The sequence below is a fragment of the Pseudidiomarina sp. genome (assembly GCF_048267825.1).
Taxonomy (GTDB): domain Bacteria; phylum Pseudomonadota; class Gammaproteobacteria; order Enterobacterales; family Alteromonadaceae; genus Pseudidiomarina.
Window position 1 is genome coordinate 86,803 of sequence record NZ_JBLWWR010000002.1, and the last position, 15,187, is coordinate 101,989.

Here is a 15,187-nt window from a genome sequence, read left to right on the forward strand (position 1 = left end):
GGTGGCGGCAGTCCGCTGGCAGTTTTGGCTGGGGTTTAGTTTTTTTCTCAGCGTCGTCATCGGAGCGATAGCGGGCGTTGCATGGCTGTATTATTTGGCGATGGACGCCAATGAAGTGCCGTTGAAACGCTTAGTGGTACAAGGCGAGTTGCAGTATTTGAAACACGCCGAAGTGCGCGATGCATTAGCTGGAGAAGAGCTGGGAAGCTTTTTTTCGGCCGATGTAAATAGCATTCGAACACGACTGGAAGCTCAGCCCTGGATAGAGCAGGCCTCAGTACGAAAAGAATGGCCCGACATTTTGAAAGTGTTTTTGGTTGAACAGAAGCCAATCGGGCACTGGAACGAGGCAACACGACCCAATGCGTTGGTGAGTGCAAAAGGCGAAGTGTTTGAAGTGGATAAATCGGTCATTGATGTGTTGTTACCAAAACTCAATGGCCCTGAACATGCAGTAAAAGAAACCGTTGAGCAGTATCAGCAAGTGCATGAGCTGCTCAAAATTAACGGCCACCAAGTGGTGGCCCTGACGCTCTCGGAGCGTTTCGCAGTGGATGTGGAGTTGTTGTCCGGCATTCGTTTGCGGCTAGGTCGTGAAGGGTTACTGGAACGGGTACAACGTTTTATTGATTTGTTCCCAACCATAATTCGGCATAAAGCCAAGCCGATAGACTATGTGGATTTACGTTATGACACCGGCGTTGCGGTGGCCTGGAAAGAAGAAAACGAAGAATAAAAAGAGAGATACGCAACATGTCGAAAGCAGCAGAACGGAACATGGTAGTAGGTTTAGACATTGGCACCAGCAAAGTGGTGGCGCTGATAGGCGAAGTAATGCCTGACAGCGACATCAGCGTCATTGGTGTTGGTGCGGCAACTGCGCGTGGCATGGATAAGGGCGGCGTTAACGATCTGAATCTGGTGGTGCAGTCCATTCAACGGGCCGTTGAAGAAGCGGAATTGATGGCTGACTGTCGTATTGCATCGGTTTACCTGAATATTTCCGGGCGCCACATTGGCTGTCAAAACGAATCGGGTATGGTGCCAATTAACGAAGCTGAAGTGACACAAGATGATGTTGATAGCGTGATTCACGCGGCAAAATCGGTGCCGATAGCGCAAGAACGGCGCATTTTGCACGTACTACCGCAGGAATTCATCATCGACTCGCAAGAAAGTATAAAGAGCCCAATTGGCATGTCGGGCGTACGCATGGAAGCCAAGGTACACATCATTACCTGCGCCAACGACATGGCTAAAAACATTGTAAAAGCGGTTGAGCGTTGCGGTTTAAGCGTCGATCGGCTGATTTTTTCCGCGCTTGCGTCAAGCTACGCGGTACTAACGGATGATGAAAAAGACCTAGGTGTTGCCTTGGTGGATATGGGTGCTGGCACCATCGACATTAATATTTACACCGGTGGGGTGCTGCGCCACACAGCTGTAATTCCGGCTGCTGGCAACCAAGTAACCAGTGACATTGCCAAGATATTCCGCACGCCGCTGAACCACGCTGAAGAAATTAAAACAAAATATGCGTGTGCATTACGTGAGCTGGTGAGCAAAGACGACAACATCGAGGTGCCATCTGTGGGTGGTCGCCCGTCGCGCACCATGCAGCGTCATATTTTGGCGGAGGTGGTGGAGCCGCGTTATCAAGAATTATTTGAATTGATACGTGATCAAATCAATCAAAGCGGACTCGAAGATCAAATTGCGGCCGGTATTGTATTAACCGGCGGCTGTGGGCGTATGGAAGGCGCTATCGAATTTGCTGAAGAAATATTTCAAATGCCAGTGCGCTTAGGTGAGCCACTGGGCATGCACGGTCTGAGCGATTACGTGCAAGATCCAACCTATGCTACAGCGGTTGGCTTGCTACGTTATGGTCAGGAAGATGTTCAAAACCGCCAAAGTGAAGCAAGCACAACCAACGTGATTGGTTTGGGAAAACGTTTGCTGAGCTGGTTTAAAGGCGAATTTTAAATAAAACAACGTTTTGGATATCTTCACTAGGGGTAGTACAATAAGCAGGTATAAGGAGAAACAACATGTCTGAAGTATTCGAAGTAGTCGACAACTTTGATTCGGACGCAGTGATTAAGGTCATTGGCGTCGGAGGCGGCGGCGGTAACGCTGTCAAACATATGATTAGCGAGTCCATTGAAGGTGTGCAATTTATTGTTGCCAACACCGATGCGCAGGCGTTGCGCAATCATGGTGCTCACGCAACCATTCAATTGGGTACCGACATCACCAAAGGGCTTGGTGCTGGCGCGAATCCAGAAGTTGGCCGTCAGGCTGCAGAAGAAGCGCGCGACGAAATTCGCAAGCATCTGCAAGGTGCTGACATGGTATTCATTGCTGCTGGTATGGGCGGTGGTACCGGAACGGGCGCTGCACCAGTCGTTGCAGAAGTGGCTCGTGAGCTGGGCATTTTGACGGTGGCAGTGGTAACCAAACCATTCCCATTCGAAGGCCAACGTCGCATGGCTGCAGCCAAAGAAGGTATTGAGCAATTAGCGCGTAATGTTGACTCGCTCATTACTATTCCTAATGAAAAGCTTTTGAAAGTTTTAGGTAAAGGTACCAGCCTACTTGATGCTTTTGCTAAGGCAAACGACGTACTATTAGGGGCTGTACAAGGTATTTCAGACTTAATTACCCGCGACGGCCTGATCAACGTCGACTTTGCAGACGTACGTGCGGTAATGCGTGAGATGGGTACTGCCATGATGGGTACCGGCGTCGCACGCGGCGAAGACCGCGCTCAAGAAGCGGCAGAGATGGCCATCAACAGCCCGCTGTTGGAAGACATCGACCTGTCGGGTGCACGTGGTGTGTTATTGAACATCACTGCTGGCATGGACTTGAGCATGGAAGAATTTGAAATTGTCGGTAACGTGGTGAAAGGGTTTGTATCTGAGAATGCAACCGTCATCGTCGGTACTGTTATTGACATGGACATGTCTGAAGAGTTGCGTGTCACTGTGGTTGCAACGGGGATTGGTGGCGAGCGCAAGCCCGACATCGCATTAGTGAACCGTCGTGAACCTGCACCAAGCTATGGTAGCCGAAGCAGTGGTAGCAGCACCAGCAGTGGTGGCAGTTACGGCAATACTGCAACTGCACGCAACATTGAACCAGAAGCTGATGAAGAATCTGTGGAAGCCGAGCCGGTAGCAAGTAAACCGACGGCAAAACCTCAGGCAAATCAAGGCAAAGACATGGATTATCTCGACATCCCGGCATTTTTGCGCCGTCAAGTCGATTAGAAACGTCGTTTTCTTGCGGTTTTTTAGATAATCCGTTAAACTATCGCGCCTTTTGCTGGTCAAAAGACTTGATGAGAAGAAGAACAGACATGATTAAACAACGTACAATCAAGCAGCCGATTGCAACCACTGGTGTTGGTTTGCATAAAGGCAATAAGGTTCAGCTTACGCTGCGCCCAGCACCTGCGAATACAGGTCTGGTGTTTCGTCGCGTAGACTTAAACCCTGCTGTAGATATTCCTGCTAACGCTGAGTTAGTGCGGGATACGCGTATGTGTACCTGTCTGATCAATGATGACAACGTTCGTGTATCAACCGTAGAGCACTTGCTTGCGGCCGTTGCGGCGATGGGCATCGATAACCTGATCATTGAAGTTGATAGCCATGAAATCCCGATCATGGATGGTAGCTCACACCCCTTTGTATACCTGCTGCAGAGCGCGGGAATTGAAGAGCAAGGCGCCGCGAAAAAGTTTATTAAGATTAAACAGCCGATTCGTGTTGAAGAAGATGACAAGTGGGCGGAACTACTACCCCATAATGGATTCCGTATCGACTTTGCCATCGACTTTGACCATCCGGCCATTGCAGATACCGGGCAAGTGCTGAGTATTGACTTTAATAGCAGTAATTTTATTAAAGAAATCAGTCGTGCACGCACTTTCGGCTTCATGAAAGACATCGAAATGCTGCGCGCTAATAACCTTGCGTTAGGCGGCAGCTTTGATAACGCCGTGGTATTGGACGAATTCCGTATTCTAAATAACGACGGTTTGCGTTACGACGACGAGTTCGTCAAACATAAAATTTTAGATGCAATTGGCGACTTATACATGGGCGGTTATGCAATTCTGGGTAACTTACGTGCTTTCAAATCAGGCCATGCGCTAAACAATCAATTGTTGCGTGCGGTATTGCAGAATCAAGAAGCGTGGGAATTCGTCACCTTCGAAGCTGAAGCAGAAAGCGCGCCAATCGCCTTCGCGAACCCATCGCTGGCGTAGAAAAGCAAGTACGATATTAGATATTAGATATTAGAGAAGACCGCTGAGGCTGGAAGCGGTCTTTTTGTTTCCGCCAATATCCAATAGCTAATATCGCTTTTGTTTTTAGTTTTTCTCGTATTTCTCCGCCAAAGCGAGCAGCTGCGAGCGCAGTGGCTCCTCACATAATTCCGCCTGTTGCCGTAATTTCGCAACCGTTTCATCATCGTTATTGCCTGTTTTTTGAACAGCTTGCGTAGGTTTTTCCATGCTTTGCGCCAAAGGCGTACGCATTTGTGGACGCACCTGCACTTCAAGGCGCGAAATATGCCCCGTAGATTCAGATTGAAAATGCGTTATAATGCGGCTTTGCTGCAGCTTTATTCGATTGGCCAAGGCCGCTGATGAGGCTTCCAGCACAAGGGTGTGCGCACGAACCGACACCACTTTACAATGTGCCAATAAAGGCGACAGCTGCAGTGCATCAAAACATTGTTGCAATTGCTGTTGCCAGCGTTGGTATTGCTCTGTAAAGTCAGTAAAACGCTGTAAGCGCTGACCGCCGAACAGTTGTTGAATATCGCGTGGTCGTTTTCGTGCCATAACATATATAATTAGCAGCGAGAGATTGCATGAGTTTATCAGTCTTCTACCGAGGCACCAAAGTTAAATTCAGTTTTGCGCTAAGTCGTCGACGTATCCTGTCGCTGGCTGGCCTTGCTGCGTTTGGTGTACTTGCTGTGACGAAGCCGTGGGCGCATCAGGGGCTAGACCCAGATAGCGCGCGGGCAAAAATTACAGAAGAAAAACTGGCATTGGCTGCACAAGAGCAGGCGGTGCTCGAATTAAAAAACGAGACCGAGAAAAAACTGACTGCCATGACCATCTATTTGGGTGAGATGCAGTCACAGTTACGCCGTTTAGATGCCTTAGGGCAACGTTTAGCCTCTGTGGCTGACTTAGATAACGGTGAGTTCGCTTTTGACGAACCCCTGGTTGAAGTCATGGGTGGCCCCGAGGCCTCAATCATCGATGCGCCAAAAGTAGATGGCCGCGATGTCATCGACCAAATCGAAGGCATGCTCGGTGAGCTTTCCAGCAAACAAAAACAGCTTGCACTCCTTGAGTCTGTGATGATGAGTCACCATATCTCAGCAGAGAGCTACATTGCCGGACGTCCCATTGAGTCTGGTTGGCTGTCTTCGCAATACGGAATTCGTAAAGACCCGTTTAATAGTCGTCCCGCAATGCACAAAGGCCTAGATTTCGCGAGCCTTGAAGAAGGTGCCGGTGTTTATGCGACGGGTGCTGGCGTTGTAACGTGGGCTGGTGAGCGCTCAGGTTATGGCAAGTTAATCGAAATTGACCATGGGGGCGGTTTAAAAACCCGCTACGGCCACAGCAAAGAGCTGTTAGTCAAAGAAGGTGACGTGGTAACACGGGGGCAGCAAATCGCTCTTATCGGTAGCACAGGGCGCTCAACAGGGCCGCATGTGCACTACGAAGTGTTACGTAATAACCGTCAAATCGACCCATACAAATATGTCTATCGCTCGGCTGACTAAAGCCGAGTGATTGCTACAACAGGAAATTAGATTCACATGTTAGGTAGTTTATTCCGCAAGGTATTTGGTAGCCGCAACGATCGCATTCTTAAAGGTTTACAAAAAAAGGTTCAGCAAATTAATGCGCTTGAACCTGAATTTGAAGCGTTAAGCGACGAAGAACTCAAACAAAAAACCGTTGAATTTAAGCAGCGTGTCGAGCAAGGCCAAAAGTTAGACGACCTACTTGTCGAAGCCTTTGCCACCGTGCGCGAAGCATCGAAGCGGGTGTTTAAAATGCGCCACTTCGACGTGCAGTTGGTGGGCGGTATGATTTTGAACGACAACCGCATTGCCGAGATGCGTACCGGTGAAGGTAAAACCCTTACCGCCACCTTGTCTGCCTACCTGAATGCACTTTCTGGTAAAGGCGTTCATATTGTTACCGTAAACGACTATTTGGCGCGCCGCGATGCCGAAACCAACCGTCCTTTGTTTGAATTCCTAGGTCTTAGTGTTGCGTTCAATATTCCAGGTATGAACCCGCAGGCAAAGCGCGAAGCTTATGCCGCCGATATTACCTACGGCACCAACAACGAATTTGGCTTCGACTATCTGCGCGACAACATGGCGTTCAGCCCACAAGAACGCGTGCAGCGTGAATTGAACTATGCAATTGTCGATGAGGTGGACTCCATCTTGATTGACGAAGCGCGTACCCCGTTGATCATCTCAGGTGCCGCCGAAGACAGCTCAGAAATGTACATGAAAATGAATGACATTGTACCTTTGCTAGAGCGTCAGGAAAAAGAAGACACCGAAGAAGAGCGCGGTGTGGGTGACTTCACCATTGATGAAAAGTCTAAGCAAGTACACATGACCGAACACGGTCAGGAGCACGTGGAAGAAATTCTAAAAGAACGTGGCATGTTGGCCGAAGACGACTCTTTGTTCTCTGCCGCAAATATTACCCTGCTGCACCACGTCAACGCAGCGTTACGTGCGCATCACTTGTTCCAAAAAGACGTCGACTACATTGTCAAAGACGACCAAATCATCATTGTTGATGAACACACCGGTCGTACCATGGAAGGGCGTCGTTGGTCAGAAGGCTTGCACCAAGCCATTGAAGCCAAAGAAGGCGTTAAAATTCAAAACGAAAACCAAACCTTGGCGTCAATCACCTTCCAGAACTTCTTCCGCTTGTACACCAAGCTGGCAGGTATGACAGGTACTGCCGATACGGAAGCGTTCGAGTTCCAGTCTATTTATGGCTTGGAAACAGTGGTGATTCCAACCAACCGGCCAATGATTCGTGATGACCGTGCAGACTTGATCTTTATTACTGCTGAAGAAAAATACGACGCCATTGTGGCCGATATTGAAGAATGCCGTGCTGCCAAACGCCCTGCGTTGGTGGGTACCATTTCAATTGAAACCTCAGAGCTGCTGTCGAAGCTACTGAAGAAGAAAAAGATTCCGCACAAAGTACTGAACGCAAAATTTCACGCCAGTGAAGCTGAAATTGTTGCGCAAGCGGGTATGCCAGGTGCAATCACTATCGCCACCAACATGGCTGGCCGCGGTACCGACATTGTATTGGGTGGCAACTTACAAACTGAAATTGCTGAGCTGAACGATCCAAGCCCAGAAAAAATTGAAGAAGTGAAAGCCGAGTGGCAGAAACGTCACGACGCAGTCATAGAAGCGGGTGGTTTGCATATTATTGGTACCGAGCGTCATGAATCACGCCGTATCGATAACCAGTTACGTGGTCGTTCAGGCCGTCAGGGTGACCCAGGTTCGTCACGCTTCTACTTGTCACTTGAAGATGCCTTGATGCGCATGTTTGCATCAGAGCGCATGGCCACCATGATGAAACGCCTTGGCATGAAGCCAGGTGAAGCCATTGAGCATCCGTGGGTCAGCCGCGCTATTGAAAACGCACAACGCAAAGTGGAAGGCCGCAACTTCGATATCCGTAAACAATTGCTTGAATACGATGATGTTGCCAATGACCAGCGTAAAGTGGTGTACGAGCAACGCAACGAACTGCTCGATGAAGGCGATATTTCAGAAACCATCGAAGTGATTCGCGCCGATGTGATTGATCGCGTGATCAGCGAGTACATTCCGCCGCAGTCATTGCTGGAAATGTGGGATTTAGACGGATTAGAAGAGCGCTTGCGTGCCGACTTCGCCCTACCGTTGCCAATTAAGCAATGGTTAGACGAAGACGATAAATTGCACGAAGAAGTATTGCGCGAACGCATTCTTGATGAGCTGGTGAAAGCTTACCGTGACAAAGAACAAATGGTTGGCGAGCAAGTAATTCGTCAGTTCGAGAAAACCATCATGCTGCAAAGCCTTGATATGCACTGGAAAGAGCATCTCGCGGCGATGGATCATCTGCGCCAAGGTATTCACTTACGTGGTTATGCGCAGAAGAACCCGAAACAAGAATATAAGCGTGAAGCCTTTGAACTCTTTGCCGAAATGCTTGAAGCATTGAAGCTTGAAGTGGTCACAATTCTCAGCAAAGTACGTGTGCGTGCTGAAGAAGAAGTAGAAGCGGTTGAAGCCAAACGCCGCGCTGCAGAAGCGTCACAGCAAAAAGAATATCAGCACGAAGGTGCGCCAACTAGTGGTACCAGCGAAGCTCCGGCGCAAGCCAGTTCAGCCAAGCAAGTTGGCCGCAACGACCCATGCCCCTGTGGTTCAGGTAAGAAATTTAAACAGTGCCATGGCAAAATCTAAACGCGTACATGTTGCCGTTGGTGTGATTCAAAACACCAACGGTGATGTGTTCATTAGCCGTCGCCACGCCCATTTGCATCAAGGCAATAAGTGGGAGTTTCCCGGCGGCAAAGTGGAAGCCAACGAAGACGTTTACAGCGCATTGTGTCGTGAGTTGCATGAAGAATGTAATATCACGGTGGATGCCGCCTCACCGTTAACTGCCATTCAATTCGATTACCCCGATAAGCAGGTGCTTCTGGACGTGTGGATGGTCACCGCGTTTCGTGGTGCTGTGCAGCAAAAAGAAGGGCAGGAATGGGCTTGGGTGCCAGTGCATCAGCTTGAAGCCTATCCGTTTCCAGCAGCCAACGAAGCAATTATCGAGCGGTTATTAACGTTATAGACCGGACAGAGGGTTACGGGCAGAGCGCAAGTTCAAATTCAATGTTTTGGTCATAAGAGGCTTTGCCGTTCACCGGCTCATAACGCAAAAAGCGAATACTAAAGCGTTGTTTATGCCCAGAAATAACTGGGTAAGCAGGCAAGTCGGCCGCCACACGAATACGCAACAAGCTTAACGGCTCAGTGCTTTCTTGCAGTAATCCATTGGGCGCGCTGGCTGTTTGAAACCGCGCTTGACCGCGCATCAGCTCCAACTCCAACAGTAAACCGTTCACCAATACGTCCAATTCAGACCACCAGCGATTGGTGTCTGCGTCACGCACTTCCTGCGGTTGATGCAGCCAAAAATGCAGCTGCGGCACGTCAAAATTACAGGTGCCACCGGGCATTGCGAACCGCTGACGAATTGCACTAAGTAAGCGGTCTTGCTTAAGGTTACTGCCTACGCGACTCATGGGCTGAATAGCTTGCAGCGCATCACCAACCCGTTGCATGGTTTCTTGCAGTTGCTGTTGATTCACATCCGGGTGTTCAGCCCAAATTTTCAGCTGGGCTTTGCGGCGTTCTAAATCTTTTTGTACATCTGTGCGCACGTCGCTGCGCTCGCATAAATCGAGCACAGAAAATAACGCGCTAAAATAACGGGTAAAATTCTGCTGGCTGACAGGGGTACTTGGTTGCAGCGCATGAACAATATGCTCCAGGCGCAAATAAGTGCGCACCCGCTCTAGTAGCGGGTACTCGTATTCAATAGTCGCCGTATTATTATTGTTATTCATGGCCTCTATCATAGCTGCTTACAGCGAACTTTCAATCACTTGGCTTACTGGTATCTGCTAAGCGCAGGTAAATTTCATGCAATTGTTCAACTTGGCTGACAAGAAGGTTCCGGTCGCCTTCATTGTGGATGACATTGTCGGCAGCATCCAAGCGTTGCTGGCGCGTTGCTTGGGCGTCGATAATGGCCTGCACCTGCGCTCTGGATACATCATCACGTGCAAGCGTACGTTCAATTTGCGTCGCTTCACTGACATCAACAACCAGTACCCTATCACAAAGCGTGGTGAGGCGGTTCTCGACCAGTAAGGGCGCCGAGAGAATCACGTAGGGCGACGTGGCCGCTTCGAGTTCGCGCAGTAACTGTTCGCGAATAAGTGGGTGGGTGAGGTCATTCAGCCATTGCTTGTCTTCGGGGTGATTAAAAATGCGCTCGCGTAGCCACGCCCGATTCAAACTGCCGTTATCGTTCAATGCAGCAGTGCCGAACCGTTGTTCAACAGCAGCTAAAGCGGGGCTGCCAATATCCATAATATGGCGGGCAATCACGTCGGCGTCGACAATGGTAATTCCGTGCGCTTTAAACAAGTCGGTGACGGTGGTTTTGCCGCTACCAATGCCGCCGGTAACTCCCACCACAAACATTAGCCATACACCCAGTTCAAGTAGCTGTGCATTATCTGCTCACCCCACAGCATGGCAATCACACCGCCACAAATTAGAAATGGACCAAAAGGTATGGGCTGGCCTTGTTTGTTACGATGAATAAATTGCCAGGCAATACCGATAACTGCGCCACTGCCAGCAGCAGCAATGATGGTAACGGGTAACATCTGGTAGCCATGCCAGGCCCCAAACGCCGCTAACAGCTTAAAGTCACCATACCCCATGCCTTCCTTGCCCGTTAGCAGTTTAAACGCCCAGTAGACGCTCCAGAGGGCTAAATAGCCCGCTATGGCACCAATCACGGCATCTTGCAGTGGTATATGTGCGCTATAAATTGCAAAGCCTAAGCCAGTCCACAGCATCAGGTAGGTCATTTGGTCAGGCAACAGCATGTGGTCGGCATCAATAAAAAACATGCTGATTAGCAAGCAGGTTAAAAACAAATACACGAAGGTAGTGATGCTGAAGCCAAGGTTCCACACAATCAACGCGAAAACGATTCCTGTGAGTAGCTCTATCAGCGGGTAACGTACTGAAATTTTGGTGCCACAACTGCGGCACTTGGCGCGCAACAACAACCAGCTGATAACCGGAATGTTGTCGTACCATTTGATGGGGGTTTTGCATTTGGGACAGTGCGAATTGGGAGTGGCCAAATTGAAGGGCACTTGGGGTTCAGGCGCGGTGCCGGAAACTTCCGCGCATTCACGCTGCCATTGGCGTTGCATCATCACAGGGAAACGGCCAATCACCACATTTAAAAAACTGCCAACCACTAAGCCAAGAAGTAACCCGACCACCGTAACCCACCAGGTATGCGCTGGATAATCAAAGATAATATCCACGTTAGCTCACCACCTTACCGAGTGAGAAGATAGGCAAGTACATGGCGACAATCAAACCACCTACCAGCACCCCGATAACAACCATGATCATCGGTTCGAGCAGTGCGGTTAGGTTATCGACTAAGTCGTCAACTTCGCGTTCGTAAATATCGGCAACTTTCGCAAGCATGTCGTCCAATGAACCGGATTCTTCGCCGATAAAAACCATCTGCTCGGCAAGGGTAGGGAACAAGTCCTGCGATTGCATGGCCGTGTTCATTTGCATGCCCGACGTCACTTCATCGCGGATGCGGAAAATAGCGTCGCGATAGACAGCATTACCCGATGCGCCTGCTGCTGAATCAAGTGCGCTAATCAGCGGCACACCAGCGGCAAAAGTGGTCGACAGCGTACGGGCAAAACGGGCTACTGCGGCCTTATTTAAAATCTCTTTAATGACAGGAATTTTTAGCGAGTACTTATCCACTTTGTCGCGCAACGCTTGGCTTTTACTATAGGCCCGTTTGAACAACCAACCAGCCACGATAAATCCAGCGATAACGTATAAAAAGTAGGCTTGGACGATTTCCGATAAGGTAACCACAAATTGCGTCATGGCAGGCAGTTCAGCACCGAAGTCTTTAAACACCGCCTCAAACTGTGGTACCACGAATACCAGCAAAATAATTGTTACGGCAATTGCGACCACGATAACAGAGGCTGGATACACCAAAGCTTTCTTGATTTTCGCCTTCAATTGTTCGGACTTTTCCCGGTACGTAGCGATACGGTCAAAGATGGTTTCGAGTGAGCCGGACTGCTCGCCGGAATCAACTAAATCACAATACAAACTATCAAATACGTCTGGGTGTTTGCGCAAAGCACCAGCTAACGGTGAGCCTGCAGCGACATCGTTGGCTATGGTTAGCATGAGGTTACGAACTTTGACTTTCTCAACGCCTTTGGCCACCATTTCCAATGACTGCAATAGCGGCACACCAGCAGCAAGCATGGTGGCAATTTGGCGCGTAAATAACGCAATATCAGCACCAACAATCTTTTTGTCACCTAGTAACGGCTTGCCCTTTTTCTTCACGCTTTTCGGCATTACGCCTTGGTCGCGCAGCTTGGTACGCACCATGCGGTCGCTATCAGCGCGCATCACGCCTTTAACTTTCTGTCCGCGTTTGTTGATACCAGTCCAGGCAAACTCGGTGATTTCTTTCATGGTCTGAGGTTTTTTTGCCATTACTGCACCTACTTATTCTGATTATTATTTTGTTTATTCTTCTGGTAAGTCGAATTAGAAGTTGGTCACGCGGTTGGCTTCAATCAAGCTAATGGTGCCCTTGGCGACCTTAAGCAATGCCGATTCGCGCAAAGAGTTAATACCATCTTTGCGTGCTTGTTTGGCAATATCCAACGACGATGAACCGGTCATTATAAGGTCTGCGATGTTGGGTGTAATGGGCATTACCTCGTATACACCTGTACGACCTTTATAACCGTTCGTGCACTGATCGCAACCCACCGCTTTATAAACAGTGGCAGTTTTTACCTGTTCTTCACTAAAACCCTGGCGCAGCATTTCTTCTTTTGGAAGTTTTTCTTCTTCCTTGCAGTGGCCGCAGAGGCGTCGCGCCAGTCGCTGCGCAATAATGAGTGTCACAGAGCCCGCAATGTTGTAGGCGGGCACGCCCATGTTCATGAGACGAGTCAGTGTTTCGGCGGCTGAGTTCGTGTGCAACGTAGATAGCACTAAGTGACCCGTTTGCGCCGCTTTAATCGCAATTTCTGCTGTTTCTAAGTCACGTACCTCGCCAACCATGACCACGTCAGGGTCTTGCCGCAAAAACGAGCGCAGCGCATCAGCAAAACCCAAACCGGCTTTCACATTAATTTGAACCTGGTTAATCCCCATTAAGTTAATTTCTACAGGGTCTTCGGCGGTAGAAATATTGCGTTCGGGGGTATTAAGAATATTGAGGCCTGTATACAGTGATACGGTTTTACCTGAACCCGTTGGGCCGGTAACTAATATCATGCCCTGCGGCTTTTCTAGTGCTTCTTCATAAAGCTTTTGCTGATCCGGTTCATAACCGAGTGATTCGATACCGATCATGGCAGCTGCGGCATCAAGTATCCGCAATACAATTTTCTCGCCGTACAAAGTCGGCAATGAGCTAACCCGGAAATCTATGGCTTTATGTTTGGAAAGTTTGAGTTTTATACGTCCATCTTGGGGCAGTCGGCGCTCGGCAATATCAAGCTGCGACATAACTTTTAACCGCGCTGCGATGCGGCCTGCTAGCTGCACTGGTGGTTTGGCAATTTCATGCAACACGCCATCGATACGAAAGCGCACCCGATATTCCTGCTCATAGGGTTCGAAGTGCAAATCCGAGGCACCGCGTTTAATGGCATCTAACAACATCTTGTTGATGTAAATAACAATGGGCGCGTCATTTTTTACGTCTGCTGATACCGTGCCAGTATCATCCTGGCGATCATCCGTGGCATCGATATCGCGAAGTTCTTGTTCATCTTCCGCAGTAACACCCAGCGCCGAAGAGTCGTTTTCCAGCACCGTATCAATCAGTTTTTGCAGTTTGCTTTCTTCAACGAGTACCGCTTCCGTTTGCATACGTGTACGGAACTGGAATTCATCGAGCGTTTCAATCCGAGTTGGATCAGAAACAGCCACATAAAGCACATTGCCGCGCAGGTAGAGTGGAATCGCGTGGTTCTTACGAATTAAACGTTCGTTGATGAATTCTTGAGGTATGTAATCGGCGTTAAAAGCGTCGAGATCAAGCCAGGGCGCGTTGGACTCGAGGTAACAAAAGTTGGCAAGTTCGCTTGGCGAAATAAGCTTTTGTTCAATTAAGCAGGCACTAAAAGGAAGCTTATTTTCCCAAGCATACTCACTGCAACGGGTGAGTTTTTCTTCAGGGATAAGTTTGTCACGCAGCAGCAGCGCCGCGAGGGAGTGGTGCAGCATGTTTTTTTACCCAAGTTAGCAGGTTAAAGCAAAAGGCCTCAAACATAGTTCGGTTTGAGGCCTTTATAGCATTATACCGCTTAAGTGTTAACTATTTCTGTAATAGATTTTAAGCAGCTGGTTCAGGTTCTGCTGAACAACCATCTACTCGTGTGCCTTTAGAGTAATCCGAGCACCCGATGGTCCAAGTCAATACACCACCACCAGTTGAAGCAGTTGGTTTGATAGTTACGTTAATTGGTGTTCCGTCAACATCTACAGCTTCCAATGTGGCCGATATGACACCACCTTGAACATTTGCAGAGGTGACACCATTCACGTTATCACCATCGGTAATTGCTGGTGGAATCGGAGTTGGGTTACCTGCAGCAGTCTCGTCTTCAGTAGTATTTGGGTCGTCTACAACAGGGCCAGTAGTCGCATTGCAGTTAGTCAACGCGCCGTATGTCTGATAGCACATAGCTACAGTAGTTTTGTAATTTGCCAATGCAGCTAAACCAGTAGAAGCTTTAGCACGTTGGGTGTAGTCGCTGTACATTGGAATTGCTACAGCTGCCAAGATACCAATGATCGCAACAACGATCATCAATTCGATTAGGGTAAAACCTTTTTGTACTTGCGCTTTCATGAAATATCTCCCGAAAGTAATTTCGAACTTATTAGTTGTTGTTGTGTCTGTTTAAGTAGCATCCAGATGCACAGTCAGCACTTGGATGGTTCCAAAAATCAACCACAACAAGTCATCTGCATCAGCCGAAAGAACAAGTGGTTTTTGCTTTGTCGACATAACATCGGAAAGCTACTCCATCCACCAGACTTTAGCCTGCAGCCCCGCTATCCGCTAATTTGGTTGGCAGTTAAGCCGCCCATACCAGTTGGACCGGAGGTTTTGCGTCACTACCTCTCAGTAGCTTTGCCTTTTAAAGCATGCCTGGCACCTAAGAACCACCATTCCTGTCTTTTCATTCGACAGTGG

The 15,187-nt window shown here is 48.8% G+C and carries 14 protein-coding genes and 1 riboswitch; of the genes, 7 read left to right on the forward strand and 7 right to left on the reverse strand.

The genetic code is table 11. From position 1 onward, the window contains the following. Position 1: 1 nt before the first annotated feature. The 4 genes from ACN0UN_RS03325 (at position 2) to lpxC (ending at position 4,279) form a co-directional block, all read left to right on the forward strand. The gene (locus ACN0UN_RS03325) at positions 2 to 736 is read left to right on the forward strand and encodes a cell division protein FtsQ/DivIB (RefSeq protein ID WP_417658725.1); all 735 of its coding nucleotides are present in this window, start codon (positions 2 to 4) and stop codon (positions 734 to 736) included. Positions 737 to 753: 17 nt separating this feature from the next. Beyond that, a complete protein-coding gene (ftsA, locus tag ACN0UN_RS03330) occupies positions 754 to 1,986 on the forward strand; it encodes a cell division protein FtsA (RefSeq protein WP_128352137.1) in 1,233 nt (410 codons plus the stop codon). A 65-nt stretch (positions 1,987 to 2,051) separates the two neighbouring features. Next, positions 2,052 to 3,275, forward strand: a complete 1,224-nt coding sequence (gene ftsZ / locus ACN0UN_RS03335; protein WP_417658726.1) for a cell division protein FtsZ — start codon at positions 2,052 to 2,054, stop codon at positions 3,273 to 3,275. Positions 3,276 to 3,364: 89 nt separating this feature from the next. Further along, on the forward strand, positions 3,365 to 4,279 hold the full coding sequence (lpxC, locus tag ACN0UN_RS03340; RefSeq protein ID WP_417658727.1) for a UDP-3-O-acyl-N-acetylglucosamine deacetylase: 915 nt from the start codon (positions 3,365 to 3,367) through the stop codon (positions 4,277 to 4,279). A gap of 105 nt (positions 4,280 to 4,384) precedes the next feature. Here the strand turns inward: lpxC and ACN0UN_RS03345 are convergent, their stop codons facing one another. Continuing rightward, positions 4,385 to 4,861: a DciA family protein gene (locus ACN0UN_RS03345; RefSeq protein WP_417658728.1), complete on the reverse strand. Its 477-nt coding sequence runs from the start codon at positions 4,859 to 4,861 to the stop codon at positions 4,385 to 4,387. 29 nt (positions 4,862 to 4,890) lie between these two features. Between ACN0UN_RS03345 and ACN0UN_RS03350 the strand changes: the two genes are divergently transcribed. From ACN0UN_RS03350 to mutT, 3 genes are read left to right on the forward strand one after another with little or no spacing between them, the layout of a single operon-like run. After that, positions 4,891 to 5,823, forward strand: coding sequence for a M23 family metallopeptidase (locus ACN0UN_RS03350; RefSeq protein WP_417658729.1), 933 nt, complete (start codon positions 4,891 to 4,893; stop codon positions 5,821 to 5,823). A 36-nt stretch (positions 5,824 to 5,859) separates the two neighbouring features. Then, positions 5,860 to 8,559: a preprotein translocase subunit SecA gene (gene secA, locus ACN0UN_RS03355; protein ID WP_417658730.1), complete on the forward strand. Its 2,700-nt coding sequence runs from the start codon at positions 5,860 to 5,862 to the stop codon at positions 8,557 to 8,559. Next, positions 8,546 to 8,944 carry an 8-oxo-dGTP diphosphatase MutT gene (mutT, locus tag ACN0UN_RS03360; protein WP_417658731.1) on the forward strand — a complete coding sequence of 133 codons (399 nt, stop codon included), beginning with the start codon at positions 8,546 to 8,548 and terminating at the stop codon, positions 8,942 to 8,944. The genes secA and mutT overlap by 14 nt, the downstream gene beginning before the upstream one ends. A 13-nt stretch (positions 8,945 to 8,957) precedes the next feature. Here the strand turns inward: mutT and zapD are convergent, their stop codons facing one another. The 6 genes from zapD to ACN0UN_RS03390 all read right to left on the reverse strand — a co-directional run bounded on the left by zapD (position 8,958) and on the right by ACN0UN_RS03390 (position 14,839). Further along, positions 8,958 to 9,722, reverse strand: coding sequence for a cell division protein ZapD (gene zapD / locus ACN0UN_RS03365; RefSeq protein ID WP_417658732.1), 765 nt, complete (start codon positions 9,720 to 9,722; stop codon positions 8,958 to 8,960). A gap of 31 nt (positions 9,723 to 9,753) precedes the next feature. Continuing rightward, positions 9,754 to 10,365, reverse strand: coding sequence for a dephospho-CoA kinase (gene coaE / locus ACN0UN_RS03370; protein WP_417658733.1), 612 nt, complete (start codon positions 10,363 to 10,365; stop codon positions 9,754 to 9,756). Then, positions 10,365 to 11,231: a prepilin peptidase gene (locus ACN0UN_RS03375; protein ID WP_417658734.1), complete on the reverse strand. Its 867-nt coding sequence runs from the start codon at positions 11,229 to 11,231 to the stop codon at positions 10,365 to 10,367. The genes coaE and ACN0UN_RS03375 overlap by 1 nt, the downstream gene beginning before the upstream one ends. Position 11,232: 1 nt before the next feature. Next, positions 11,233 to 12,459: a type II secretion system F family protein gene (locus ACN0UN_RS03380; RefSeq protein WP_417658735.1), complete on the reverse strand. Its 1,227-nt coding sequence runs from the start codon at positions 12,457 to 12,459 to the stop codon at positions 11,233 to 11,235. 54 nt (positions 12,460 to 12,513) lie between these two features. After that, positions 12,514 to 14,211, reverse strand: a complete 1,698-nt coding sequence (gene pilB, locus ACN0UN_RS03385) for a type IV-A pilus assembly ATPase PilB (RefSeq protein WP_417658736.1) — start codon at positions 14,209 to 14,211, stop codon at positions 12,514 to 12,516. A gap of 109 nt (positions 14,212 to 14,320) precedes the next feature. Further along, positions 14,321 to 14,839 (reverse strand): pilin, encoded by a 519-nt coding sequence (locus tag ACN0UN_RS03390; RefSeq protein WP_417658737.1) that lies wholly within the window; start codon positions 14,837 to 14,839, stop codon positions 14,321 to 14,323. A gap of 193 nt (positions 14,840 to 15,032) precedes the next feature. Beyond that, positions 15,033 to 15,139, reverse strand: a riboswitch (cyclic di-GMP riboswitch). Positions 15,140 to 15,187: the final 48 nt, after the last annotated feature.